The sequence below is a fragment of the Qipengyuania gaetbuli genome (assembly GCF_009827315.1).
Taxonomy (GTDB): domain Bacteria; phylum Pseudomonadota; class Alphaproteobacteria; order Sphingomonadales; family Sphingomonadaceae; genus Qipengyuania; species Qipengyuania gaetbuli.
Genome location: NZ_WTYF01000003.1, coordinates 155,764 through 179,482 on the forward strand (window position 1 = coordinate 155,764; position 23,719 = coordinate 179,482).

25 protein-coding genes are annotated in these 23,719 nt (G+C 65.2%); 14 read left to right on the top strand and 11 right to left on the bottom strand.

From position 1 onward, the window contains the following. Window positions 1-11 precede the first annotated feature (11 nt). The 7 genes from GRI42_RS00960 to GRI42_RS00990 all read right to left on the bottom strand — a co-directional run bounded on the left by GRI42_RS00960 (window position 12) and on the right by GRI42_RS00990 (window position 7,574). Window positions 12-1,010 (bottom strand): type II secretion system F family protein, encoded by a 999-nt coding sequence (locus GRI42_RS00960; RefSeq protein ID WP_160606202.1) that lies wholly within the window; start codon window positions 1,008-1,010, stop codon window positions 12-14. Window positions 1,011-1,030: 20 nt separating this feature from the next. Further along, entirely contained in the window at window positions 1,031-2,002 is a 972-nt protein-coding gene (locus GRI42_RS00965) for a type II secretion system F family protein (protein WP_160606203.1), read from the bottom strand. Between the two features lie 79 nt (window positions 2,003-2,081). Next, window positions 2,082-3,371, bottom strand: coding sequence for a pilus assembly protein CpaE (locus GRI42_RS00970; protein ID WP_160606204.1), 1,290 nt, complete (start codon window positions 3,369-3,371; stop codon window positions 2,082-2,084). A 3-nt stretch (window positions 3,372-3,374) separates the two neighbouring features. Then, window positions 3,375-4,025 (bottom strand): CpaD family pilus assembly protein, encoded by a 651-nt coding sequence (locus GRI42_RS00975; protein ID WP_325065276.1) that lies wholly within the window; start codon window positions 4,023-4,025, stop codon window positions 3,375-3,377. Window positions 4,026-4,036: 11 nt separating this feature from the next. Beyond that, window positions 4,037-5,611, bottom strand: coding sequence for a type II and III secretion system protein family protein (locus GRI42_RS00980; RefSeq protein ID WP_160606206.1), 1,575 nt, complete (start codon window positions 5,609-5,611; stop codon window positions 4,037-4,039). 39 nt (window positions 5,612-5,650) lie between these two features. Further along, window positions 5,651-6,769: a Flp pilus assembly protein CpaB gene (gene cpaB / locus GRI42_RS00985; RefSeq protein WP_160606207.1), complete on the bottom strand. Its 1,119-nt coding sequence runs from the start codon at window positions 6,767-6,769 to the stop codon at window positions 5,651-5,653. A gap of 91 nt (window positions 6,770-6,860) precedes the next feature. Next, entirely contained in the window at window positions 6,861-7,574 is a 714-nt protein-coding gene (locus GRI42_RS00990) for an A24 family peptidase (RefSeq protein WP_160606208.1), read from the bottom strand. A gap of 62 nt (window positions 7,575-7,636) precedes the next feature. On the opposite strand from GRI42_RS00990, the gene GRI42_RS00995 reads away from it, so the two are divergent. From GRI42_RS00995 to GRI42_RS01005, 3 genes are read left to right on the top strand one after another with little or no spacing between them, the layout of a single operon-like run. After that, window positions 7,637-8,644: an alpha/beta hydrolase gene (locus tag GRI42_RS00995; protein ID WP_407692146.1), complete on the top strand. Its 1,008-nt coding sequence runs from the start codon at window positions 7,637-7,639 to the stop codon at window positions 8,642-8,644. Next, the gene (locus tag GRI42_RS01000) at window positions 8,641-9,738 is read left to right on the top strand and encodes an NAD(P)/FAD-dependent oxidoreductase (RefSeq protein WP_160606209.1); all 1,098 of its coding nucleotides are present in this window, start codon (window positions 8,641-8,643) and stop codon (window positions 9,736-9,738) included. Before GRI42_RS00995 ends, GRI42_RS01000 begins: the two co-directional genes overlap by 4 nt. Before the next feature lie 60 nt (window positions 9,739-9,798). After that, window positions 9,799-9,975, top strand: coding sequence for a YegP family protein (locus tag GRI42_RS01005; protein WP_160606210.1), 177 nt, complete (start codon window positions 9,799-9,801; stop codon window positions 9,973-9,975). 2 nt (window positions 9,976-9,977) lie between these two features. On the opposite strand, the gene rnhA is transcribed toward GRI42_RS01005, so the two are convergent. Genes rnhA through ispH form a run of 3 tightly spaced genes read right to left on the bottom strand, consistent with a single transcriptional unit; the run spans window position 9,978 to window position 12,388 of the window. Further along, window positions 9,978-10,427: a ribonuclease HI gene (rnhA, locus tag GRI42_RS01010; RefSeq protein ID WP_160606211.1), complete on the bottom strand. Its 450-nt coding sequence runs from the start codon at window positions 10,425-10,427 to the stop codon at window positions 9,978-9,980. A gap of 28 nt (window positions 10,428-10,455) precedes the next feature. Next, window positions 10,456-11,409: a homoserine kinase gene (thrB, locus tag GRI42_RS01015; protein WP_160606212.1), complete on the bottom strand. Its 954-nt coding sequence runs from the start codon at window positions 11,407-11,409 to the stop codon at window positions 10,456-10,458. Between the two features lies 1 nt (window position 11,410). Next, on the bottom strand, window positions 11,411-12,388 hold the full coding sequence (gene ispH, locus GRI42_RS01020) for a 4-hydroxy-3-methylbut-2-enyl diphosphate reductase (protein WP_160606213.1): 978 nt from the start codon (window positions 12,386-12,388) through the stop codon (window positions 11,411-11,413). Between the two features lie 93 nt (window positions 12,389-12,481). Here ispH and GRI42_RS01025 point away from each other — a divergent pair, with 93 nt between their 5' ends. The 9 genes from GRI42_RS01025 to tatC all read left to right on the top strand — a co-directional run bounded on the left by GRI42_RS01025 (window position 12,482) and on the right by tatC (window position 19,696). Next, window positions 12,482-13,135: a hypothetical protein gene (locus GRI42_RS01025; protein WP_160606214.1), complete on the top strand. Its 654-nt coding sequence runs from the start codon at window positions 12,482-12,484 to the stop codon at window positions 13,133-13,135. Between the two features lie 63 nt (window positions 13,136-13,198). After that, the gene (gene argS, locus GRI42_RS01030) at window positions 13,199-14,938 is read left to right on the top strand and encodes an arginine--tRNA ligase (protein ID WP_160606215.1); all 1,740 of its coding nucleotides are present in this window, start codon (window positions 13,199-13,201) and stop codon (window positions 14,936-14,938) included. A 2-nt stretch (window positions 14,939-14,940) separates the two neighbouring features. After that, on the top strand, window positions 14,941-15,639 hold the full coding sequence (locus GRI42_RS01035) for an SPOR domain-containing protein (protein ID WP_160606216.1): 699 nt from the start codon (window positions 14,941-14,943) through the stop codon (window positions 15,637-15,639). A gap of 88 nt (window positions 15,640-15,727) precedes the next feature. Further along, window positions 15,728-16,747 (top strand): beta-N-acetylhexosaminidase, encoded by a 1,020-nt coding sequence (gene nagZ, locus GRI42_RS01040; protein ID WP_160606217.1) that lies wholly within the window; start codon window positions 15,728-15,730, stop codon window positions 16,745-16,747. Continuing rightward, window positions 16,744-17,544, top strand: coding sequence for a segregation and condensation protein A (locus GRI42_RS01045; protein WP_160606218.1), 801 nt, complete (start codon window positions 16,744-16,746; stop codon window positions 17,542-17,544). Before nagZ ends, GRI42_RS01045 begins: the two co-directional genes overlap by 4 nt. After that, on the top strand, window positions 17,541-18,131 hold the full coding sequence (gene scpB, locus GRI42_RS01050) for an SMC-Scp complex subunit ScpB (protein WP_160606219.1): 591 nt from the start codon (window positions 17,541-17,543) through the stop codon (window positions 18,129-18,131). Before GRI42_RS01045 ends, scpB begins: the two co-directional genes overlap by 4 nt. 59 nt (window positions 18,132-18,190) lie before the next feature. Beyond that, on the top strand, window positions 18,191-18,421 hold the full coding sequence (tatA, locus tag GRI42_RS01055; RefSeq protein WP_160606220.1) for a twin-arginine translocase TatA/TatE family subunit: 231 nt from the start codon (window positions 18,191-18,193) through the stop codon (window positions 18,419-18,421). A 23-nt stretch (window positions 18,422-18,444) separates the two neighbouring features. Next, window positions 18,445-18,891 carry a Sec-independent protein translocase protein TatB gene (tatB, locus tag GRI42_RS01060; protein ID WP_160606221.1) on the top strand — a complete coding sequence of 149 codons (447 nt, stop codon included), beginning with the start codon at window positions 18,445-18,447 and terminating at the stop codon, window positions 18,889-18,891. A gap of 1 nt (window position 18,892) precedes the next feature. Next, window positions 18,893-19,696, top strand: a complete 804-nt coding sequence (tatC, locus tag GRI42_RS01065) for a twin-arginine translocase subunit TatC (protein ID WP_160606222.1) — start codon at window positions 18,893-18,895, stop codon at window positions 19,694-19,696. Here tatC and GRI42_RS01070 read toward each other — a convergent pair. Beyond that, on the bottom strand, window positions 19,681-21,330 hold the full coding sequence (locus GRI42_RS01070; RefSeq protein WP_160606223.1) for an amidohydrolase: 1,650 nt from the start codon (window positions 21,328-21,330) through the stop codon (window positions 19,681-19,683). The genes tatC and GRI42_RS01070 overlap by 16 nt on opposite strands. A 107-nt stretch (window positions 21,331-21,437) precedes the next feature. On the opposite strand from GRI42_RS01070, the gene GRI42_RS01075 reads away from it, so the two are divergent. Continuing rightward, entirely contained in the window at window positions 21,438-22,691 is a 1,254-nt protein-coding gene (locus GRI42_RS01075) for a threonine ammonia-lyase (protein WP_160606224.1), read from the top strand. 133 nt (window positions 22,692-22,824) lie between these two features. Further along, entirely contained in the window at window positions 22,825-23,667 is an 843-nt protein-coding gene (locus GRI42_RS01080; RefSeq protein WP_160606225.1) for an arginyltransferase, read from the top strand. Window positions 23,668-23,719: the final 52 nt, after the last annotated feature.

A 23,719-nucleotide genomic window follows, 5' to 3' on the forward strand; every position in this document is an offset into this window, starting at 1 on the left:
GGGTAGCCGGGTTATCCGATACCGCCACTGAAGGCGTCGGAGATCGAACAGGCCGCCGGGCCGAGAATGACGATGAACAGCACCGGCAGGATGAACATGATCAGCGGAACGGTCATGATCGCCGGAAGACGCGCGGCCTTCTCTTCGGCGCGCATCATGCGCTCGTTGCGGAATTCCGCCGACAGCACGCGCAGCGCACTGGCGAGCGGCGTACCGTAACGTTCGGTCTGGATCATGGTGGTGACCACGCCCTGCACCGCTTCCAGGTTCACGCGATAGGCGAGGTGGTCGAAAGCCTGTTTGCGTTCGTTGAGGAAGGACAGCTCGATCGCGGTCAGGGCGAATTCGTCACCCAGTTCCGGATAGGCGCGGCCCAGTTCCTTGGCGACGCGGTTGAAGGCGGCGTCGACGGTCAGACCGGCTTCGGCGCAGATGACCAGCAGGTCGAGCGCGTCGGGCAGGCCCTTGCGGATCGCATCGGTGCGCTTGGTGGCCTTGTTCTTGAGGACGATTTCCGGGCCCTTGTAGCCAAGGAAGGTCGCCAGCGCGAGCGCAGCCACGCGCTTAAACTGCCAGTCGGGATAGATCTCGATGCCATAGAGCAGGATCGCAGCGATACCGCCAAACAGGATCGGCAGCACCATGCGCAAGCCGATGAGCAGGACCGCGACTTCCTTGTTGCGATGGCCGGCCCAGGCCAGCTTCTGCTGCATGTCCTCTACCTGGCTCTGCTGCAGCACCTTGAGGTTGCCGAGCGTGTCCTTGACCTTGTCCGCCGTGTCGTTCTTGCGCACGAGGCTCTGGCGCTTCTTGGCGCTGGTCGTGATCAGGCCGAGCTTGAGCTCTTCACGGCGGCCTTCGAGCGCTTTCACGCGCTTGGCCATCGGGTCCTTGATGGTGACGGCAGAGTAGATCGCCACGAACACCGCCAGTGCCGCGATCCCGGCAAGGATCGAGCCGACGAGGATGACGTCGAAGCCGAGGAGGGTGGGGCCGCTTGCGGGTTCCATGTTTACTCTTCCCTGCTTCCTTAGATTTCGAAACTGACCATCTTGGCCATGATGAATCCGCCGATGCTCATCCACACGAGCCCGCCGAGCCCGGCTACGATCAGGCGGTCATCCTCGAAGAAGGCACCGATGTAGGTCGGGTTGATCCACCAGATCATGAAAAAAACGATGAAGGGCAGTGCGCCAACGATGTAGGCCGAGGCCTTCGATTCCGAGCTCATTGCCTTGATCTTGAGCTTCATCTGCGCACGCTTGCGAAGCACGTCCGACAGGTTGGACAGCGTTTCAGCGAGGTTACCACCCGTTTCGCGCTGGATGGCGAGCGTGATGCAGAAGAAGTTGAATTCCGGAATGCCCAAGCGATCGGCGGTCTGCTGGAGCGAATCCTCCATGGTCCGGCCGATCTTGATGCGCTCGACGATGCCCTTGAATTCCGCGCCGACGGGCCCGGGGACTTCCTGGGCGACGACGGCCAGCGTCTCGGTCACGGGAAGGCCCGAACGAAGGCCGCGAACGAGCAGTTCGATGGCGTCGGGAAACTTCACGTTGAACTGGTTGGTACGCTTCTTGATCGCGCGGCCGACGATGAAGTGCGGGATGCCCGCACCGGCGAACAGGCCGACGCCGATCGAGAGCAGGAACGCGCCGCTCTTGAGGAAGATGAGGAGCGTGAGCACGAGCGCGATGCCGAGCGAGGCATAGGCGTACTGGCTCAGCGTCCAGCCCTTGCCCGTCCGGTCGAGCCGGATAGCGAGAGCTTCCACGCGCGAGCCGGATCCGGCCTGCCTGAACTGCTTGGGCTTGCGGGCCGCGATCGCCTTCTTAAGCTGCGATTCCACCTTGGCATCGGTACTTTCCGAATGCCGGAAGCGGAGCTGCTGCAGGCGGCGCTGGCTGTTCTTGCCGGCGTCGGGACCTGCGAAAGCCACGTAACCGAGCACGAGCAGCGTGAAGAGCCCGCCGGTAACCAGCAAGAGCTGGATCAAGTTCATCGTGTCTCTCCGTCCCGTCCCGTGATTACTAGGTCAGTCCGGGAGGCGGGGGCACCAGGCCGACCCGCCTCCGGGATACTTATTCGCCCGCGTTCTCGAACTGGGCCTTGTCCTTCTTGGCCAGCAGCGACTTGATGTCGAAGCTGCCCAGCAGCGACTTCTTGTTGCCGCCGACGTCCAGCGCCTCGTCGCTTTCCTCGTCGCCGAGGCCGATGATGCGCGAGGACAGCTGCTTGATCGCGCCGGTCGCCTTGCTCGAACCGTTCGCGTCAACGAAGGTCTTGCCAAGCTTGGCGGCGTTCACAGCGGCCTTCGCATCGTACGGGATCGAGACGTCGATCGAGCGTTCGATGGAAGCCTCGAAGTCGGCCTTGCTGATTTCCTGCATGCCGGGCTGGACCTTGTTGGCCACGATCACCGGGGTGGCATGCGCGGCATTGGTCTTGAGCCAGGACAGGATGCGGATCGTGTCGCGCGCCGAGGCGAGCGTCATTTCCGTAACCAGCGTCACGACGTTCACGTCGTTCAGCAGGTGCGGGAAGTTGATCAGCATGTTGCGCGGCATGTCGACGAGCGTCATCTCGAAGGCGTGACGGAACTCTTCCTGCAGCTGCAGGAAGGCCGAGCCATCGGTCATCAGCGGCGAGTTGATCGGCGCTTCTGCCGACAGGATCGCCAGGTTGTCGTTGGCGCGGATCATGGCGCGTTCGATGAACAGGCCGTCGATGCGGCTCGGATTGTCGATCGCGTCGGTCAGGCCGCGGCCCGGCTCGAGGTCGAGCGTGAGCGCGCCGACACCGAAGTGCACGTCGAGGTCGAGCAGCGCGGTCGGCATGTGCTTTTCCGCGTAGATCCATGCGAGTGAGGTCGCGATGGTCGAGGCACCGACGCCGCCACGCGTACCCACGACCGCAGTCGAGATGTGACGCTTGACCTGGTCGGCCTCGCCGCCGCGCGGGGCCATGAAGACCGCCTGTGCAGCATTGAGCGAGTCGCGCAGGACCGAGGCCGAGAGCGGCTTCAGCAGGTAGTCGTGGATGCCGCTCGCGAGCAGGTCGCGATAGAGGCGCACGTCGTTGACCTGACCGATCGCGATCACCACCGTGCCGGGTTCGCAAACCTCGGCGAGGGCGTTGATATCGTTCAGCGGGTCACCGCTTTCCGACAGGTCGACCATCAGGATGTTCGGGCTGGCCGACACCGACAGCGACTGGATCGCGTTGCGCAGGCCGCCCTTGTTGCACTTTTCAGGCTGCCAGCCGAGTTCGATCACCACCGGGCGCAGGACATCCAGCGCGGTTTCGTCGCAGATGAAGGCTGCAAACGGATCGCGATTTCCGGGCATTCCGGATTTCCAGGAAGCGCTCATGAATTAATCCCCTTCAGTGGTGCTGACTTCGGGCAGGCCGCCCTTTCCGGTCGGCTCCATCTCGCGATAGGCCTTGATGGCCTTGGTCGAGGTGGTGACGACGGTTTCACCGCTGCCCTGCTGGCCGCGGATCAGATCTTCGGGATTGGCGACCATCGCAGCGAGGTTGCTGTTGACGGCGCATCCGTAGTTCGGATTGGTCGCGTTGCCGTCATTGCCTTCGGCCGTGTGCGACCAGTCGGGGCACCCCGGGACCGATGCGGTCGAACGGGTGATGACCACGCGTGCCTGGCCGGGCTGGGCGTATCCGGCAGTGACCGGCACACCTTCGGCAAGCAGCAGGCCATAGCGGCCGGCGAGCACGGCGACGTCTTCGCGGACGGCGGCCGAACCGGTCGCATCCTCGATGGCGACGCGGTCACCGTAACGCAGGTCCATGCTTTCGAACCATTCGGCGAGGCGCTGCTGTTCGGACACGGGCAGGCCGTCGGCATTCGTGTTCACGTCGAGCACGAAGTTGGAGCGTTCCACCACCGGCTGCTTCACGCTGTAAAGCGTCCGGTTTTCCATGTTCGAGCTGCCGCAGGCGCCCAGTGCGAGGGCGAGCGAGGCTGCGATCGAAGCGGTAAGCTTGCGGTTGATTGCGTTAGTCACGTCTCGTCCCCTCATTCAAAGCTGAAGCCGGGCTTTGCAGCGGCGGTCTTCTCTTCGCGGCGGGCTTCGCCCTTGTTTGCTACGCGCTTGTTGTCGCCCGAGGTCTCGTAGGAGATCTGCGGATCGGCGCTGCCTGCGTCGCGCACGGTCGGAACCGGGCGGGCGGGGCCTTCGCTGTTGCTGTCGCCATTGCGGAAGCCCAGCAGGCGCTGGAATTCGGTCGGCTTCTGGTAACCGTCGGTCGGCAGGCGAATGTCGTTCGCATTGACCGGCTTCACCAGGTACGGCGTGATCACGATGACCAGTTCCGTTTCGCCGCGACGATAGTCGGTCGAACGGAACAGGTTGCCGAGGATCGGGATGTCACCGAGGCCCGGTGCCTTCTCGATCTGGTTCGACTGGTTGTTCGACAGCAGGCCGGCGATCATGAAGCTCTGGCCGGAGCCGAGTTCTACGGTCGTTTCCGCACGGCGCGTGATAAGCGCGGGGATACGGAAGCCCTCGAACTCGATCGCGCCCTGGGCCGACAGCTCCGACACTTCGGGACGCACACGGATCGAGATCCGGCCGTTCGAAAGCACTGTCGGGGTGTAAGCCAGGCTGACGCCGTAGTTCTTGTATTCGATGGTGGTGTTGCCGAGGCCCTGGTTGAGCGGGATCGGGAATTCGCCACCGGCGAGGAATTCCGCCGTCTCGCCCGAAAGGGCGGTCAGGTTGGGCTGCGACAGCGTGGTCACCAGACCCTGCGTTTCCGCAAGGTCGAGCGCGCCGCCGATGTCGAGGCCGAGGAACTTGCCGGCAAAGCCGAGCGTGCTGCCAAGGTCCGCGCCCATGATCGAGGTCGCCGGAACGATGACGTCTTCACCCGTGATCGGGTTGGTGCCGACATCGTTGGTGCGCGCGTTCATGCCGAGCGACTGGCCGGGCGCGAACAGCGTGGCCGGACGACCCTGGCCGACGCCGATCTTGAAGCCGCTGGTGCTGTCGATCGACTGGAGGTTCACGCCAAGCGTGCGAACCAGCGAACGGCTGACTTCCGCGATGCGGACCTGCAGGTTGACCTGCAGCGGGGTCGCCATGCGCAGGCGGCTGATGACATTGGTGCCTTCACCCACGAAGGCTTCGACGAGGGCCTGTGCCTCTGCCGCGTCTTCCGGAGCTGCCACCGTCCCGGTCAGGAGAACCACGTTGGTACCCATCGTGGCGACGTTGATCTGCGCTTCGGGCATCGCCAGGGCGAGCATCTGGTCGATGCTGCCGATGTTCGAACCCACGCGGACATTGGCCGACCAGATGATGTCGCCTGCCGCGTTGCTGGCATAGACCGTGGTCTCGCCGCCGGACTTGCCGAACAGGTAGAGCTGGCGCTGCGACTTGACCTGCACATCCGCGACGTTCTCGTTCGAGATGAACACATCGGTCATTGCGCCGGGCACGTTGACCAGTTCGCCGCGACCGATCGAGAGGACGATGTCCTGGCTCGGGCGGACAACCGACTGGGCCGTGGCCGTAGTCGTCGGTGCGGCTGCCAGCGGCGCCATCGCCAGGCCGGCAAGCAGCAGTTTGGTGGAAAGACGACGTTTCATGGAATTGCCCCCTGAATGGCTTCCTGAGCTTGTTTGTTCTTAGCGAAGGGTCTTGAGCGCGACCGGAACAGTGTCCGCTGCCTTGCCCGCACCGTCGCCGATGGCCTTGTTCATGCTGTGGATCGAACCCTGCATCGCGACCGGAACGGCCTCGGTGCTCTTGCCGCGGGTCACGCGGACCATCGGACCACGGACGACCGGAGCCGACGGGGCCGAGTTGCGCGGCGAAGTGTTAGAGAACGTACCATCGGCATTGTCCGAAGTGCGGCCACGCGAACCCTGCGGCGGCATCGTGGTGCGCTGGAAGCGCGAGACGTCACCTCCCGTCACATAGGTGCCGCGGGCATCGTCCGGACGGCTCATGGCAGTGCGCAGGATGCGTTCTTCCTCTTCGGGCGTGGCATCGTCGGGGATGGTCACGTCGCCCGAGGCGAGGGCACGTTCGAGTTCGCCTTCGCTGTCGGCGATGGCGCGCAGCGCGAGGCTGAGCGTGCCGATCGTCTGTGCGACGGCGACCTTCTCGGCAATGACCGGGGTCACTTCGAGCGTAACCGTGCGGAACGCCTTGACCTGAGTAACGCCATCGATGGTTTCCTGCGTGGTCGACTGGTCGGTCGCCAGCACGCGAAGGTTACGAAGGATGGTTTCCGACGCTTTCAGCGCCATGCCGTCATTGCCGGTCACGGTCTGGGTGAGGACCATGTCGACGCGGTCGCCCGGGAAGACGAAGCCGGCAACGCCGCTTTTCGCATCGACCGGAACGGTGATGGCGCGCATGCCCGGAGTAAGGGCTGCAGCAAGGAAGCCGCGGTCGCCGGGGCTCACGAGCGAACCCTGGGTCACCGGCTCGCCGGCCGTGATCGGATGACGCACGACGGTGCCGATCAGCTTGCTGATGTCGGCCTCGCCGTCGAGGAAGTAGGCATCCTGCACCAGCTCTTCCGGCCACAGCTGGTAGCCGATGGCGTCAGCAGTGATGATGGTGCCGGTAGGCAGGGCACGCTGCGCGACCAGGACCTTGGGTCCGGCGGCTTCGACCTGCGCTGCGGCGTTGGCATCCGGAGCCGCGGCTCCTGCGAACATGCTGCGGGCAACAAGTGCCGTGCCGATCGCAACGACCAGCGCACCAACCAGCAGAACCAGCTTCTTCCTATCCATGGCTTTTAAGCCCCCTCATAAGGCCCGCGTGAATCGATGGCGGGCTGCTATGGTTTCCGTCTCTACGATCCGATTGGTTAAAATCGGGTTGTCAGCCCAAAGAGGCCCGAGAAAAGTCTGCAACGAGATCACCGCCCGCGACCCACAGGCCGGCGATTGCGATGGCGAGTCCGTAAGGAATGCGCGGCTGCTGGTCGTGCCGGCGGATGATCCGGATCGAGGCCAGCGTAACGAAGGAAAGAATGGCAACCGGCACCAGCGCGACCAGAATCGACGCGGCCCCGTTCGAGGCCAGCGGTTCCATGATCGCATCGGGCAAGGCCAGCTTGGGACCACCCAGGACGGCGCTGGCGAAATTCGCCGCGACCAGCGTGCAGGCTCCCAGCAGCAGCGTATCGCGGACAGGACGTCCGCCCACGACGCGCGAATGCGCAACGCCCCACATGCCCATGGCGAGTGTCAGCACCCAACCGGCCATCGCCATGATGATTACCAGCACCATGAAGTTGGTCGGCGGGAACCACAGCGCGAGCGCGGTCAGCAGCTTCACATCGCCGCCGCCCATCTGGCGGATGGCGAAGAACAGGCAGCAGACCGCGAAGGTCACGACTGCGATACCGAGCTGGATGGCAACGCCGGGCCACAGCGAAAGGCCGCTGGCCCACCAGAACAGCGGCGCGCCGGCGGCGATCGCCAGGTTCAGGCGATTGCCGATGGTGCGGCTCTTGAGATCGGTCACCGCTGCCCACAGCAGGCCGATTGCCAAGGCGGCAAGCAAAACGTAGGTGAAAATCTGGTCGTGCATCACGCCCCCGGAACTGATCTCAGGGGGTGGTGCTACCGAAACATGCTTACCAAATAGTAACCATGCCATCGACGCGCATGCCGGAGGACATCATTCCCGACGCCACCGAAAAAATCGCCCGGACAGCAATCGACCGCCGCGCTATCCCGGCCCATGCGAACGAGAGCGTTTGGACGGCCGCAGACGGTCACGCATTGCGCCGGATCGACTGGCCGGGTGCCCAGGGGTCGCCGCGCGGCTCGATCCTGTTCCTGCCGGGGCGCGGTGACTTCTACGAGAAATATCTTGAGACGCTGGAAGAATGGCACCGCGCCGGCTGGCGGGTGACCGCGGCCGACTGGCGCGGTCAGGCAGGCTCGGGCCGCTTGGGCGACGATGCGGTCACCGGCCACGTCGGCGACTTTTCCGACTGGGTCGACGATCTTGCGCACCTGTGGCGCGATTGGACGGCACAGACCCCGGGGCCGCATATCCTCGCCGCGCATTCCATGGGCGGGCATATCGTCATGCGCGCCCTCGTGGACGGTGCCGTATTGCCCGATGCGGTGGTCCTCTCCGCTCCCATGCTCGGCATGAGCGGCCCGCCCTTGCCGCTGCCGCTGCTTCACGGCGTCGCCAAGGTCATGACCAAGGTCGGCGAACCGACAAGGCCTGCCTGGAAATGGAGCGAGAAGCCCGGCGAAATCCCTGCACGCCGCCGCGACCTGCTCACCCATGACGGCGAGCGATATGCCGACGAACTCTGGTGGCGCGAGAAGCGTCCCGAACTGGTCATGGGTCCGGGCAGCTGGGGCTGGGTCGAGCGCGCTTATGCCTCGACCCGCGCGATCGAGGCTTCGGGCGCGATGGAGGGAATCGACGTGCCTGTGCTGATCGTCTCCACCGCGAACGACAAGCTGGTCAGCCACGCTGCGGCCAAGCGCGCAGCCGAGCGCCTGCCGCGCGGCGAGCTAGTCGAGTTCGGCTCCGAGGCCCATCACGAGATTTTCCGCGAGGTGCCGGCCGTGCGAAACCGCGCGCTCGATGCCGTTTCCGAGTTCCTTGACCGGGTGGCGCCCGCCGCATCGTGACGACATACGATTTTGCCATTGTCGGAGCCGGTATCGCCGGAGCCAGCCTTGCCGCCGAACTAGCAGAGGCCGGTGCGAGCGTGCAGGTGCTCGAGGCGGAGGACCAGCCCGGTTACCACTCGACGGGCAGGTCCGCAGCCTTCTGGGAAGAATGCTACGGCGGTCCCGAGATCGTCCCGCTGACGATCGCATCGGGTGCGTACCTGCGGGAGCACGGATTCCTGACCCCGCGCGGTGCGCTTTACATCGGGCGGGAAAGCGACGCCGGTGAACTCGACGCCTTCATGTCCCGCTTCGCCGATAGCGGCGCGACGATCGAACGCATCGGCCGGGACGAGCTGGAAGGCCGTGTGCCCGGCCTGCGCGAGAGCTGGACCTCGGCCATCTGGGAACCTGCCTGCGCCGACATCGACGTGGCAGGGCTCCACGCGCATTACCTCGGTCGCGCTCGCCAGCTTGGCGTAGCAATCGCGTGCCGCGCGCAGCTGGCTGCCGCTTCCCGCACCGACGGTGTGTGGACGCTGACGGATACAAAGGGCGAAACCTATCGCGCCGCCGTGCTGGTCAATGCTGCGGGCGCCTGGGCGGACGAAGTCGCGAAACTTGCCGGGGTGAAGCCCCTAGGCATCCAACCATATCGGCGCACCGTTGCACAATTGCGCACCGATCCGGCACCGGACGCGGACCTGCCGCTCGTGCTCGACATCGCGGGGAGCTTCTACTTCAAGCCGGAGACGGGCCGGGTGTGGCTCAGCCCGCATGACGAGGATCCGGTCGAGGCCTGCGATGCCGCGCCGGAGGAACTGGCAGTCGCCGAAGCGATCGACCGGTTCGAACAGGTCGTCGACTGGAAGGTGCGCGCGCTCGAGCGCAAGTGGGCGGGGCTCAGGAGCTTCGCGCCGGACCGGTTGCCGGTCTACGGCTTCGATCCGCAGGTCGAGGGATTTGCCTGGTTCGCGGGGCAGGGGGGCTTCGGCATCCAGACGTCACCGGCGGCGGCGCGGCTGGCAGCCCAGCTGCTGACGGGCGCCGCAAGCGATGAAATGACCCGCACAATTGATGCAACCCTCTATTCGCCGGCCCGCTTCCCCTAGCCAAGCGCATATCATTTGTTAGGGTGTGGCATCCGAAGCCGCAAAAACGGGAGAAGATCGATGGCTCACCATTTCAAGATCAAGAAGAACAAGGCCGGCGAGTTCGTCGCTTACTTCATGTACAATTCGGAAGCGATCTTCTGGACCGAGGGCTACAGCTCGAAGGCCAGCGCCAAGAACGCGATTGAATCGATCAAGAAGAACGGCCCGGGCGCCGAAACGGTCGACGAAAGCTGACCCTATGATCCCTCGCCGGCCGCCGCCCTGTCGGCGGCTTGGTTGGCGAGGGCATCCACCCGTTCGTTTTCCGGGTGGCCCGAATGTCCGCGGACCCAGTACCATTCGACATGATGACGCGCCGTCACCTCGATGAGGTCGTGCCAAAGTTCGGCATTCATGACGGGCTTCTTGCTGGCATTGACCCAGCCGCGCTTCTTCCAGCCGTGCACCCACTTGGTGATGCCGTCGATCAGGTACTTGCTGTCAGTATAGATATCGACCTTGCAGGGCTCGATCAGGGCGGACAGGCCGCGGATCGCTGCGGTCATTTCCATCCGGTTGTTGGTGGTGTGAGGCTCGCCCCCCGACATTTCCTTTTCGTGGCGTCCCATACGCAGCAGCGCGGCCCAGCCTCCCGGGCCCGGGTTGCCCTTGCACGAACCGTCGGTGAAGAGTTCTACGTGTTTCATCGCCGCGCGCCCTAGCTGCCTGATGCGCTCAGGCGAAGACCCGCGCGCCGTTTTCGACGTAGAAATCCCACCGCCGCACGAAATCCATCGGATCCTTGCGCGTCACCAGCGCGTCGGCCGGGGTGTCGAGCCAGTCTTCGGCCCGGCTGGCAACGAAACGCAGGCAGGCCCCTTGCGCCAGCAGCGGCAGGGCCGCCCGTTCGGCATCGCCCAGCGGCCGGACATCGCAATAGCCTTCTACCAAGGCCTGTCCGATCGCCGGGTCGAACCGCTCGCCGCGCTTGTCGAAGCACCATGCAGCGTGAGTGACGGCAAGGTCGTAGGCCATCGACCCGTTGCAGGCGAAATAGAAGTCGATCATCCCCGTCACCTGCTCCCCCAGCATCAGGACATTGTCCGGGAAAAGATCGGAATGGATGACCGATCGCGGCAAGTCATCCGGCCATGCAGCCACTACCTCGCGGCCCTTTTCGAGAGCGCGCGGAAGGTCGGCATCGATGGAGGCGAGCGCGCTGCTGCACCGCTCCAGAATTGCCAGAGTATTGCGGGGTGCGAGGCCGTCGGTCCGGTCGAGCGGGAATTCGCGCGCGGCGAGATGCACTTCGGCAAGGGCGGCGCCGACCGCGCGGGCCTGCGCCGGCGTCGGAGCATTGGGCGAAACGCCCGGCAGGAATTCGATCAGCGCAACAGCCTTGCCGTCGATCAGCCGGTAGATGCCGCCGCTGCGATCATGGATCGTTGCCGGCACCGGGCAATCGCGTTCGGCAAGGTGGTCGAGCAGGCCGAGGAAGAAGGGCAGGTCGCCCGTGTCGATCCGCCGCTCGTACATGGTCAGGATGAACCGGCCCTGCGTCGTCTCGACCAGCCAGTTCGAATTGGAGACGCCTTCCGCGATGCCCTTGGCGGACACCAGCTGGCCGACATCGTATTCGGCGATCAGCCGGGCAAGCTCTTCCGCACCGAGATGGGTGTAGACCGCCAAGCTATTCGGTCAGCTGCCGGGGCAGCTTGAACACCATGTTTTCCTCGGCGGTGGTGATGATCTCTTCGCTCACCTGCCGCCAGTCGGACAGGCGGTCGACCACTTCGCGCACGAGCTTTTCCGGTGCGGAGGCGCCTGCCGTCAGGCCCAGTGTGGCGACGCCTTCGAGCCATTCGGGCTGAATATCCTCGGCCCGCTGGATGAGGCGGGAATCGGTGCCCATGCGCTCGGCAACCTCTACGAGGCGCAGCGAGTTCGACGAATTCGGCGCGCCGATTACGAGGACGAGATCGCAGCCGCCCGCGATTTCCTTCACTGCCGCCTGCCGGTTGCTGGTGGCGTAACAGATGTCTTCCGCCTTGGGCGCGACGATCTGCGGATAGCGGTCCTGAAGCGCCTCGATGATTTCGCGCGTGTCGTCGACCGACAGCGTGGTCTGGCTGAGGAAGGAGAGGTCGTCATTCTGCGTGAAGGGCAGGTCGGCGACATCCTCGACCGTTTCGACCAAGGTGATCTGGCCTTCGGGGACCTGCCCCATGGTGCCGATCACCTCGGGGTGGCCGGCATGGCCGATAAAGAGGATGTGCTGCCCCTTTTCGATCTGGCGTTCGGCCTGGCGGTGCACCTTGCTCACCAGCGGGCAGGTGGCATCGACATAAAGGAGCTTGCGCCGCTCGGCCTCGGCCGGGACCGATTTCGGCACGCCATGCGCGGAAAAGACGACCGGTGCATCGTCGGGCACCTCGTCCAGTTCCTCGACGAAAATCGCGCCCTTGGCCTTCAGGGAATCGACCACATAGCGGTTGTGGACGATTTCGTGCCGCACATAGACTGGCGCACCATACTTTTGGAGCGCACGTTCCACGATCTCGATCGCACGGTCGACGCCGGCGCAGAAACCGCGGGGCGCTGCAATCAGCAGCTTCAGGGGCAGCCGGGGGTCGTTGCCCGCAGCGGTGGATGGAAAGGGGGCGTTCATGCGCGCCCCTCTAGCGCTTTGCATCGCGCCAAGCTAGGGCACGCACGCCCCGGTCGGGTCTTTGAATACGAACTTACGAGGAATGCCGCAGACATGACCAATCGCTTTCGCCTCCTGACCGCACTTGGAATGGGTCTCGCACTGGCGGGATGCAAGAGCGATGGTGAACTGGTCGTGTCCGGAAACGCGGTCGGCATTACCGCAGTGCGCACGGCCTGCCCCGCCGTCGGTATCCCCGATTACACCGGCGATATCACCGTGTTCCGCAACACGGGCACCAAGACGCAGGCCGATCTCGACGTGACGGCCGCGATCACCAACCTGACATCGACCTGCTCGGAAGACGTGGAGCGCGTCTATTCCGAAGCGAGCTTCGATGTGGTCGCCCGCCGCAGCGATGTGCGCGGCGCACGCACGGTCGAACTGCCCTATTTCTCCACCGTCCTGCGTGGTGGCAGCGCGGTCGTCACCAAGCGTGTCGGCACCGTGACGCTCAACTTTGCCGATGGCCAGGAGCGCGCCAGCGCGTCGGCCAAGGCGGGTGCTTTCGTGAACCGTGCCGATGCGACGCTTCCCGCCGACGTGCGCGAACGCATCACACGCAAGCGCGAGCCGGGCGATCCCGATGCCGCGCTCGATCCGCTGGCCGATCCCGAAGTGCGTGCCGCCGTCCAGCGCGCGACCTTCGAACTGCTCGTCGGCTTCCAGCTGACCGAAGACCAGCTGCGCTACAACGTCACCCGTTGACCGGGCGGGCGCAAGCGCCCCTCGCATCTTGCCATTTCGCCCGATTCGTCTAGGCGCGCGGGCATGGCTGACATGCAGACACTCCACGCCTCTTTCGCGGCGAAAATCGACGCTGTTCTCAATGCTCTCGAGATGGAAGGACAGCTTCCGTCCGGGACCGACCGATCGAACGTAACGGTGGAACCGCCGCGCGATCCCTCGCATGGCGACCTTGCGACCAATGCCGCCATGGTGCTGGCCAAGCAGGCCAAGACCAATCCGCGCGCGCTTGCCGAACTGATCGTCGATCACCTCACGCGCGAACCCGATATCGTCGAGGCCAGCATTGCCGGACCGGGCTTCATCAACCTGCGCCTTGCCGACACGGCGTGGCTGCGCGAACTCTCGGCGATTGCCGCCATGGGCGCAGACTATGGCCGGTCCGCGATGGGCGGCGGCCAGAAGGTCAATGTCGAATACGTGTCGGCCAACCCGACCGGCCCGATGCACATGGGCCATTGCCGCGGCGCGGTGGTGGGCGACGCGCTAGCGGGCCTGCTCGAATTTTCCGGTCACGAGGTGATCCGCGAATATTACGTCAATGATGCAGGCGGACAGGTAGACGTGCTCGCCCGCTCGGCACACCTTCGCTACCGCGAGGCGCTTGGCGAAGACATCGGCGAAATCCCCGAAGGCCTCTACCCGGGCGAATATCTGAAGCCGGTCGGCAAGACCCTGGCTGCCGAATTCGGCGGCAAATACGCCGCCGCTCCGGAAGGGGAATGGCTGGTGCTGTTCCGCCAGAAGGCAGTCGCGGCGATGATGGACATGATCCGCGCCGATCTCGCGCTGCTGGGCATCAATCACGATACCTTCGCCTCCGAGGCCGAATTGCAGGCCGCCGGAAAGCCCGAAGATGCCGAAAAGTGGCTGCGCGAACACGGCTTCGTCTATGACGGCGTGCTCGAAGCGCCCAAGGGCAAGGCCCCGCCCGAAGATTGGGAGCCGGTCGAACTGCCGCTGTTCCGCTCGACCCGGTTCGGTGACGACCAGGACCGCCCGATCAAGAAATCGAACGGGGCCTGGACCTATTTCGGGGCCGACCTCGCCTATCACCTGCAGAAGGCGGAAAAGGCCGACGCGCTGATCGATATCTGGGGCGCTGACCATGCCGGTACGGTCAAGCGGATCAAGGCGGCCGTCGCCGCGCTTTCCGAAGGGCAGGGCCAGCCGATCCCCTTCGACGTGAAGCTGGTGCAGATGGTCAACCTGATGCGGGACGGCGAACCGGTAAAGATGTCCAAGCGTTCGGGCACCTTCGTGACGCTGGCCGACGTCGTCGAGGAAGTGGGCAAGGACGTGGTGCGTTTCACCATGCTGACCCGCAAGCCCGAAGCGCAGATGGAATTCGACTTCGCCAAGGTGGTCGAGGCCAGCAAGGACAACCCGGTCTTCTACCTCCAGTACGCCCATGCGCGTATCCGCTCGACCCTGCGCAAGGCCGGTGTCGAGCCGAGCGACGCGCATCTGGGTCGCCTCGGTGCGGACGAACTGGCGCTGGTGCGCGAAGCCGCGCAATTCCCGCGTATCGTCGAGGCCGCCGCGCGCGCCCGCGAACCTCACCGCATCGCATTTTTCCTCGGCGATCTCGCCGCCGCCTTCCACAGCTACTGGAATGCGGGTAACGATGATCCGGCAAAGCGCATCATCCAGGAGGGGGATGCCGAATTGACCGGAGCGCGGCTGTTCGTCGCCTCCCAGATCGGGCAGGTAATCCGCAACGGCCTCGGCATTCTCGGGGTCGAGGCGGTCGAGGAGATGTAGGAATGGCCGCAGGCGGCTACGACCAGGGCGCAGACTGGGACGAGGGCGAAGATCTCGAGCTGATCGACAGCGACGAGCGCTTGCCGTGGCTGGAAGCCGACGAGGAAGAGGGCGAGGAAGGTGGCTTTGCGACCTCGCGCATCGTCCTCATTGGCGTGCTTGCCGTCGTCCTGATCGGTGCGATCCTCGGCGGCGCCTGGTACTTTCTCGGCGGCGCGGCCAGCGAACCGCCTGCCGACGGCAGCCTGATCGCCGCTCCCGACGAGCCCTACAAATCGCGGCCCGAAAACCCGGGCGGCAAGACCTATGCCGGCACGGGCGACACCAGCTTTGCCGTGGGCGAAGGGCAGACCCGCGAAGGCCGCCTGGCCGACAAGCCCGGCAGCGCCGCCGCGCCGTCGCTCGCCACCACGCTCAATGCCGGGGACGAGCCTGCCGCCGCGCCTGCCCCGAAGCCGGAACCGCGTTCGGGCGTCGGCGTCCAGGTCGGCGCATTCCCGAGCCGCGAGGAAGCGGAAGCTGCCTGGGCTCGCCTCATCCGCCAGACCGAGGCGCTGAGCGGGGTAAGCCACCGCGTCGTCGAGGCGCAGGTCGATATCGGCAAGGTCTACCGCCTCCAGGCCGTCGCGGGTGATCGCGGTTCGGCCAACGCGCTGTGCGGCCGGCTGAAGTCCGACGGCCTGCCCTGTTTCGTGAAATAGCGCCCGGCCGGCCAAATAGGGCGCGCTTTCCACACCTCCCGTCGGCAACCCGCTTGCCTGCAAGGGGCAAGCGGCGCAAATTCCTCGCATGTTGCCCGTAATCTTCGGCATTTCCGGCCCCGAACTGACGGCCGAGGAACGCGCCTTTTTCAAGGACGCCGATCCGGCGGGCTACATCCTGTTCGCGCGCAATTGCGAAAACCGCGAGCAGATGCGGCGGCTGACCGACGATTTGCGGGCCATCCATGGCCGTGACCGCCTGATCGTCTCCATCGACCAGGAAGGCGGACGCGTTTCGCGCATGAAGCCCCCCGAATGGCCGAAATTCCCTGCCGGCGAGGCATTCGCGCGCCTGTTCGAAATCGCCCCGGCATCCGCGATCGAGGCCGCCCGCGTGAATGCGGAAGCGATTGCCCGCGAACTCGCCCGAGTCGGTGTCAGCGTGGATTTCCATGCCCCCTTCGACGTGCGGCGACCCGAAACGGACAATGTCATCGGCGACCGGGCCTTGGGCAGCGACCCGATGCAGGTGGCAGCGCTCGGTCGCGCCGTGCTCGACGGGATGGGGCATGCAGGCGTGGTCGGCTGCCTCAAGCACATGCCGGGCCACGGCCGCGCCACGGTCGACAGCCACAAGGAACTGCCCCGCGTCGAAGCCAGCGAGGCGGAGCTCGAAGTCGATATCGAACCGTTCCGCTCGCTTGCCAGCCACCCCTTGGGCATGAGCGCGCATATCGTTTTCACTGCCTGGGATGCGCATCGCCCGGCAACGCTTTCGCCCGATGTGATCGGCAATGTCATTCGCGGGAAGATCGGCTTCGACGGCCTGCTCCTGTCCGACGATATCGACATGCAGGCGCTCGAAGGCACGATCCCCGAACGCTGCGAAAAGGCGCTGGCCGCCGGATGCGACATCGCCCTCAACTGCTGGGCGCGCATGGACGACCAGATCGCCATTGCGAACCGGATCGGCGCGATGGGCGATGCAGCGACCGCGCGCCTCGAACGCGTCCACGCGCTGATGGGCGATCCCATGGACGAGGTCGAGATCGGCCACCTCCTCGCCAAGCGCGATGCGCTGCTCGCGGTGGCGGAGCATGCGGCATGAGCGACGGGCTGCTCTTCGGCGACGCGCCCGATCAGGCGGACGACTGGGACGGCATTGCCGCCGAAGCGCCGGTCGATGACGGCGCGCTCTACCTCGAACTCGACGGGTGGGAAGGGCCGCTCGACCTGCTGCTGGACCTCGCACGGCGCCAGAAGGTCGACCTGCGCGAGATTTCGATCCTCGCGCTGGTCGAGCAATACCTCGACTACATCGACAAGGCCGAGGCGCTGAAGCTGGAACTGGCGGCGGACTATCTCGTGATGGCCGCCTGGCTTGCCTACCTCAAGTCCGCGATGCTGCTGCCCAAGGAAGAGCAGGAGGATCCGAGCCCGGAAGAACTGGCGCTCAGGCTCCAGCTGCGCCTCCAGCGGCTTGGCGCGATGCGCGATGCGGCAGCGCGCCTCATGGGCGGCGACCGTATCGGGCGCGACGTGTTCCTGCGCGGGGCACCCGAAGGCCTCGCCATTGTCCGCAAGACGCAGTGGCACTGCGACCAGTTCGCGCTGATCGAGGCCTACGGACGGGTCAAGGCGCGCACCGCGCCGGCCATCCACATGGTGCGCGAACGGCCCGTGATGACGCTCGACAGCGCGCTCGAACGCGTGTCGAACATGCTGGGCGTGACGCTGGAATGGATGGAAATCCGCGATTTTCTGCCGCCGCATGCCGAACCGCGCCTCAAGCGCTCGGCGCTCGCATCGAGCTTCGTAGCCGCGCTCGAACTCGCCCGGCTCGGCAAGGCCGAGCTTGCGCAGGAGGACATTTTCGGCCCGCTGCGCCTGAGGCGCGTGTCGTGACCGAACTGGAACGCGCGATCGAAGCGGCGCTGTTCGCGGCCGAGGAACCGATGAGCGTGGATGCGCTTGCCGGGTTCCTGGGCGATGCGGCGACGTCGGACGTGCGCGATGCACTGGCAGTGCTGGCGGAAACCTATGCCGAACGCGGCGTCCACTTGGTCGAGCGCGGCAAGCGCTGGCATTTCGAGACCGCGCCCGACCTTGCCCATTTGCTGCGCAAGGAAAAGGAACAGGTCCGCCGCCTCAGCCGCGCCGCGACAGAAGTGCTGGCGATCATCGCCTATCACGAACCCGTAAGCCGCGCCGAAATCGAATCGATCCGCGGCGTCCAGACATCTGGCGGCACGCTGGACGTGCTGATGGAAGCGGGCTGGGTGAAGATCGCCGGGCGGCGGGAAGTGCCCGGGCGCCCCACGATCTACGCGACGACGCCCGAATTCCTCGACCATTTCGGCCTTTCCAGCCGCCGGGACCTGCCCGGAATCGCGGAATTGCGCGCTACCGGCCTGCTCGATCCGGTCGACGACGCGTTCGAGGAACTCACCGCGATGCCGGACGAGGAAGACGAGAGCGAAGACGCAAGCTGACTGGCATTGCGCCTGCCGAACGCCTATATCGGCAGAAACCCACTTACAAAGGTAATCCCATGTCGCTCGGCCCCTGGCAGCTCATCATTATCGCCATCGTCATCCTCGTCCTGTTCGGCCGCGGCCGCATTTCCGAGATGATGGGCGATTTCGGCAAGGGCATCAAAAGCTTCAAGCAGGGCATGAACGAAGACGACGCCAAGCCGACCAAGCACCTCGAACACGAGGCGAAGCCCGCCAGCGAAGGGCTGACCGAAGACCAGGTCAAGTCGACGTCCGACACCAAGTAATCCGCTAGAGGGCGGAGGCACGCATGTTCGATATCGGCGCCAGCGAACTGCTGGTGATTGTCATCGTGGCGATCCTCGTGATCGGCCCGAAGGACATGCCGCGTGCCATGCGTAGCGCCGGACGCTGGATCGGCAAGCTGCGCCGCATGTCCACCCATTTCCGCGCCGGCATCGACGAGATGGTCCGGCAGGCGGAAATCGAGGACATGGAAAAGCAGTGGGCCGACCGCAACAAGGAAATCATGGCCAAGTATCCGACCGGCAACGAGCCGGAAGGCGGCGCGCCCGATAGCGAAATGACGCCCATGGCTCCTGCGGCGGACCCGGCGGATGCCGACGCTGCGGCAGAGGCGGCAATCAAGCGGGCCGCGCCGAAGAAAGCGCCGGAACATGGCGGCCCCGCCGAGGCGGAGCCGGGCCTGCCGCTTGGTGACGTACCGCCCCCTCCGCCGGCCAAGGGCGAGAGCTGACATGGCCTTCGAGATCAAGGACATCGACGAAAGCCAGGCGCCGCTGCTCGACCACCTGATGGAACTGCGCACGCGGCTGGTCCGCTGCGTCGCCGCGCTGGTGGTGGCGTTCGGCGCGTGCCTCTATTTCGCGGACGACATCCTCGGCTTCCTGATCCAGCCGCTCAAATCGTCCTTTCCCGACGGCAAGGGGCAGCTGATCTTTACCAAGCTTTACGAGGTGTTCTTCGTCGAGCTGAAAGTGGCGCTGTTCGCAGGCTTCTGCATCGCGTTTCCCTATATCGCGAACCAGCTCTGGGCGTTCATCGCGCCGGGGCTCTATGCGCGCGAGAAGAAGGCATTTCTGCCCTTCCTGATCGCGACGCCGTTCCTGTTCACCTGCGGCGCGGCGCTGGCCTATTACGTCGTGATGCCGACCGCTTTCGAGTGGTTCCTCGGCTTCGAGGGCACGGCAGGCGGGCTCGAAATCAATGCCCTGCCGACAGCCAACGAATATCTCGGCCTCGTGATGCAGTTCATCCTCGCCTTCGGGATGAGCTTCCTGCTCCCCGTCCTTCTGCTGCTGCTGCATCGCGCAGGCATCGTGACGCGCGAACAGCTGGTCAATGCACGGCGCTATGTCATCGTGCTGGTCGTGATCGTGGCAGCGATCATCACGCCGCCCGACCCGGGTTCGCAGCTGTTGCTCGCCATCCCGCTGCTGCTGTTGTTCGAAGGCTCGCTCGTGCTGATGCGCATCTTCGACAAGCGCGACGCGAAGGAAAAGGCGGCGGAAGAACCCGCCGCCGATCAGTCCGCGTCGTAGACCTTCCGGCCGCCGACCCAGGTTTCCAGCACCTTGGTCGCGCGGATTTCTTCCGGCGTCGCCATCAGCGGGTCGCGGTCGACCAGGATGAAGTCGGCCCTCTCGCCCGGCAGCAGCCTGCCGAAGCGGCCTTCCGCAAAGCCAGCATAGGCCGCGTCCGAGGTGAACCCGGCAAGAGCTTCCTCGCGATTGACGCGTTCCTTCGGCAGCCAGCCGCCGAAGGGCTGGCCGTTCGCATCCATGCGCGTGATCGCGGCTGCATAGCCGGCAAAGACGTCCGACGGTTCCACCGGCGCGTCCGAGCCGAAGGCCAGCTTGCCGCCCAGTTGCAGCACGGTGTTCCAGGCATAGGCGCCTTCGAGGCGGTCCATGCCCAGCCGCGCCTCGGCCATCAGGCGATCGGACGTCTGGTGGAGCGGCTGCATCGAGGCGATGATGCCGTTTTCCGCGATCTTCGGCAGGTCGACCGGATCGATGATCTGCGCGTGTTCGATCCGCCAGCGGCGATCGCCGTCGAAGCTTTCCGCGATCTCGTTCACCGCGTTCAGCACTTCCGCATTGGCAGCCGTGCCGATGGCGTGGACTGCCGGCTGGAAGCCGCCCTGTGCGGCGCGCACGAGGATGTTGCGAAGCTGCGCTGGGGTCTGCAGCGGGAGGCCGTAATTGCCCGGATCGTCGGCATAGGGGCGCTTGAGCCATGCCCCGCGGCTGCCCAGCGCGCCGTCGAGATAGAGCTTCACGCCGTTCATGCGCAGCTTGTCGTCGTAGAGCCAGGGCGAGGGGCCCGATCCGCCGATCAGCACCATCTGTTCGGGCCCCGAGGCGTAGGACATGATGCGCAGGTTCAGCGCACCCATGTCGCCGGCGCGGCGGAAGGCCTGCCAGTCCTCGATCGTGGTGCCCATGTCGGCGACCGCCGTGATTCCGTAGCGGTGGAAGACTTTCTGCGCCTCGGCGAGCGCGAGGTCGCGCTCGTTGGCACGCGGTGCCGGGATGGCCTTGCGCATGAGTTCCTCGGCAGCATCGACGAAGACGCCGCTGGGCTGTTTCGAGCCGGGCAGGGTTTCGATCCTGCCGCCTGCAGGAGACTTGCTCTGCGCGGTGATCCCTGCGGCCTGCATGGCGAGGCTGTTGGCCCAGCCGGCATGGCCGTCGACGCGCTCGAGATAAACCGGGCGATCGGCCACGGCGCTGTCGAGTTCGGCAGCGGTCGGGAAGCGGCCTAGGCCCCATTTTTCCTGGTTCCAGCCGCGCCCGAGGATCCACGGACGGGCTTCGTTTTCGGCAGCAAAGGTGCGGATCTTGTCGAGCGCTTCCTCAAGCGAATTCGTTTCGGACAGGTCCAGCGTCAGCGCGCCGAAGCCGACGCCCATCACGTGGACGTGCGCATCGATCATGCCGGGCAGCATGACGCGGCCCTTGCCATCCTCGCGGTAGTCGGTGCGCGGGCGGTCCTCGCCCCGGCCGATAACCTTCGCCACCTTGCCATCGTCATCGATCACCAGCGCCTCGAACCGCTTCACCTTGCCGTCGGCATCCATGGTGATGCCGGTCACGTTGTCGACGAGCACGTCGGCCTGTGCGGGCACGGCGACGGTGGTGGCGAGCAGGGCGGCAACAAGTGTCTTCTTCATCAGGCTTTCCCAATCCGTGTTCGGGGCCTGCGATAAGGCAAAGCTTGGCACGGGCAAACCCTTTCGCTCATTGCGCCGCCAAGGAGGGGTCCGTAGTTTCCCCGGCGATGACACAGGCCAATCCCCTGCCGACCGGAGAGAAGGCGACCGATCTCCTGACCCTCGACGATGTGAGGGCTGCTGCTGCGCGTATCGAAGGCGCAGTGGTCAAGACCTCGTTGATGCACTCCATCACCCTGTCGGAGATTACCGGGGCGGACATCTGGCTTAAGTTCGAGAACCACCAGTTCACGGCCGCCTACAAGGAACGCGGCGCGCTGAATGCCTTGCTCCACCTGTCGGAAGAACAGCGCCGCCGCGGCGTTATCGCGGCGTCTGCAGGCAACCACTCGCAGGGCCTGTCCTATCACGGGCGCAGGCTGGGCGTTCCCGTGACTATCGTGATGCCCTCGACCACGCCCAGCGTGAAAGTGATGCAGACCGAAAGCGTCGGCGGGAAGGTCGAGCTGTTCGGCGAGACCTTCGACGAGGCCTATGCCCATGCGCGCGAGCTGGAGCGGGAACGCGGCCTCACCTTCGTCCACCCCTTCGACGACCCCAATGTCGCGGCAGGGCAGGGCACGGTCGCGCTCGAGATGCTGGAGGCAAAGGACGATTTCGACTGCCTCGTCGTGCCGATCGGCGGCGGCGGCCTGATGAGCGGCATGGCGACGGTCGCCAAGGCGCTGCGCCCCGATATAGAGATGGTCGGCGTGCAGGCCCAGCTGTTCCCCTCGATGTATTCCGCCGTGACCGGCGAGGAATTGCCGTGCGGCGGCGACACGCTGGCGGAGGGCATAGCGGTCAAGCAGCCCGGTGCCTTTACCAGCCAGGTCATCCGCGAACTGGTCGACGAGGTCCTGCTGGTCGGCGAACCCAAGCTGGAACACGCCGTGTCGCTGCTTCTCCAGATCGAGAAGACCGTCGTCGAAGGTGCTGGCGCTGCGGGTCTAGCCGCCGTCCTGTCCTATCCCGAACGCTTTGCCGGCAAGACCGTCGGCCTTGTGCTGTGCGGCGGCAATATCGACACCCGCCTGCTCGCCAACGTGCTGCTGCGCGACCTTGCCCGCAGCGGGCGGCTGGCGCGCCTCAGGATCACGCTGCAGGACCGCCCCGGCGCGCTCTACAAGGTGATGCGCGAGTTCAACGACCACAACGTCAACATCATCGAGATCTACCACCAGCGCATTTTCACCGCGCTTCCCGCCAAGGGCCTGATCACCGAGATCGAGTGCGAGGCGCGCGACGGCAGCCAGATCGACCGCCTGGTCAAGGCGCTGGAAGCCAAGGGCTATTCGGTCGAACTGGCCGAGCTGGAATAGGGCGACCGGCGGGGCCGGAAACGGCCTTGGGTCCACTTTCGTGGTTAAGGCACTTTTAACCCGGGCACCACTCGGGCATAAAGGAGTCGTTAAACATATAAGTCGCCCGCAACGCAGAGGATGTCATCAACCCGTGACGGCCCCGATCCGCTTCCCCCGCTTCTTCGTGACGAGCCCTGCGCCGTGCCCGTATCTGCCGGGCAAGAGCGAGCGAAAGGTGTTCACGGAACTGCGCGGGCAGAGCGCGGACGAACTCAACGAAGCGCTCGGGCGAATCGGGTTCCGGCGCAGCCAGACGGTCGCCTACCGGCCCTCCTGCCTCGACTGCCAGGCCTGCGTCTCGGTCCGCGTCGTCGCCAACGAATTCAAGCCTTCCGGCAGCCAGAAGCGCACGCTGAAGGCGAACAGCGATATCGAAGTCGCCGAATGCCGCCCCTGGGCGACCGACGAACAGTACGAATTGCTGCGCAAGTATCTCGCTCATCGCCACCCCGGCGGCGGCATGGCAGAGATGGACGAATCCGACTTTGCGGATATGGTGGAACACACTCCGGTATCCAGCTATGTCGTTGAATATCGGGAGCCGGGAGTTGGGTCGCAGCCGGGACGGTTGATCGGCGCCTGTCTCACGGACGTGCAGGGCGACGGGCTGTCGATGATCTACAGCTTCTACGACCCTGATATTGAGGATCGTGCCGGGCTTGGAAATTTCATCATCCTCGACCACATCCGCCGGGCAGCCGCGCAGGGCCTGCCCTACGTCTACCTCGGCTATTGGGTCGAAGGGTCGGAGCGGATGCAGTACAAGGTGCGTTACCGCCCGCTCGAACGGCTTACCCGCGGAGGATGGGAACGCATGCCCGAAGACGAGCAGAAGCGCCTCATCACCGCAGCAACCCGGCCGCGCGTCGCTCGCACCGTCGAGCCCCTGCCGGCCAAGGACGGAAGCCAGCGCGAATACAAGCTGGCCGACTGAACCGATACGCGCATTCCTGAAAAGCTGTGTTGCCGCGCTCGCGCTAGCGTCG

Coding starts and splice junctions, on each gene's coding strand:
- argS (WP_160606215.1), top strand. CDS start 13,199: ATGGCTGACATGCAGACACTCCACGCCTCTTTCGCGGCGAAAATCGAC.
- GRI42_RS01035 (WP_160606216.1), top strand. CDS start 14,941: ATGGCCGCAGGCGGCTACGACCAGGGCGCAGACTGGGACGAGGGCGAA.
- GRI42_RS01005 (WP_160606210.1), top strand. CDS start 9,799: ATGGCTCACCATTTCAAGATCAAGAAGAACAAGGCCGGCGAGTTCGTC.
- rnhA (WP_160606211.1), bottom strand. CDS start 10,427: ATGAAACACGTAGAACTCTTCACCGACGGTTCGTGCAAGGGCAACCCG.
- GRI42_RS00960 (WP_160606202.1), bottom strand. CDS start 1,010: ATGGAACCCGCAAGCGGCCCCACCCTCCTCGGCTTCGACGTCATCCTC.
- ispH (WP_160606213.1), bottom strand. CDS start 12,388: ATGAACGCCCCCTTTCCATCCACCGCTGCGGGCAACGACCCCCGGCTG.
- GRI42_RS00980 (WP_160606206.1), bottom strand. CDS start 5,611: ATGAAACGTCGTCTTTCCACCAAACTGCTGCTTGCCGGCCTGGCGATG.
- GRI42_RS01045 (WP_160606218.1), top strand. CDS start 16,744: ATGAGCGACGGGCTGCTCTTCGGCGACGCGCCCGATCAGGCGGACGAC.
- tatB (WP_160606221.1), top strand. CDS start 18,445: ATGTTCGATATCGGCGCCAGCGAACTGCTGGTGATTGTCATCGTGGCG.
- nagZ (WP_160606217.1), top strand. CDS start 15,728: ATGTTGCCCGTAATCTTCGGCATTTCCGGCCCCGAACTGACGGCCGAG.
- GRI42_RS01025 (WP_160606214.1), top strand. CDS start 12,482: ATGACCAATCGCTTTCGCCTCCTGACCGCACTTGGAATGGGTCTCGCA.
- tatA (WP_160606220.1), top strand. CDS start 18,191: ATGTCGCTCGGCCCCTGGCAGCTCATCATTATCGCCATCGTCATCCTC.
- GRI42_RS01070 (WP_160606223.1), bottom strand. CDS start 21,330: ATGAAGAAGACACTTGTTGCCGCCCTGCTCGCCACCACCGTCGCCGTG.
- GRI42_RS00965 (WP_160606203.1), bottom strand. CDS start 2,002: ATGAACTTGATCCAGCTCTTGCTGGTTACCGGCGGGCTCTTCACGCTG.
- tatC (WP_160606222.1), top strand. CDS start 18,893: ATGGCCTTCGAGATCAAGGACATCGACGAAAGCCAGGCGCCGCTGCTC.
- GRI42_RS01075 (WP_160606224.1), top strand. CDS start 21,438: ATGACACAGGCCAATCCCCTGCCGACCGGAGAGAAGGCGACCGATCTC.
- GRI42_RS00990 (WP_160606208.1), bottom strand. CDS start 7,574: ATGCACGACCAGATTTTCACCTACGTTTTGCTTGCCGCCTTGGCAATC.
- GRI42_RS00995 (WP_407692146.1), top strand. CDS start 7,637: ATGCCATCGACGCGCATGCCGGAGGACATCATTCCCGACGCCACCGAA.
- cpaB (WP_160606207.1), bottom strand. CDS start 6,769: ATGGATAGGAAGAAGCTGGTTCTGCTGGTTGGTGCGCTGGTCGTTGCG.
- GRI42_RS00970 (WP_160606204.1), bottom strand. CDS start 3,371: ATGAGCGCTTCCTGGAAATCCGGAATGCCCGGAAATCGCGATCCGTTT.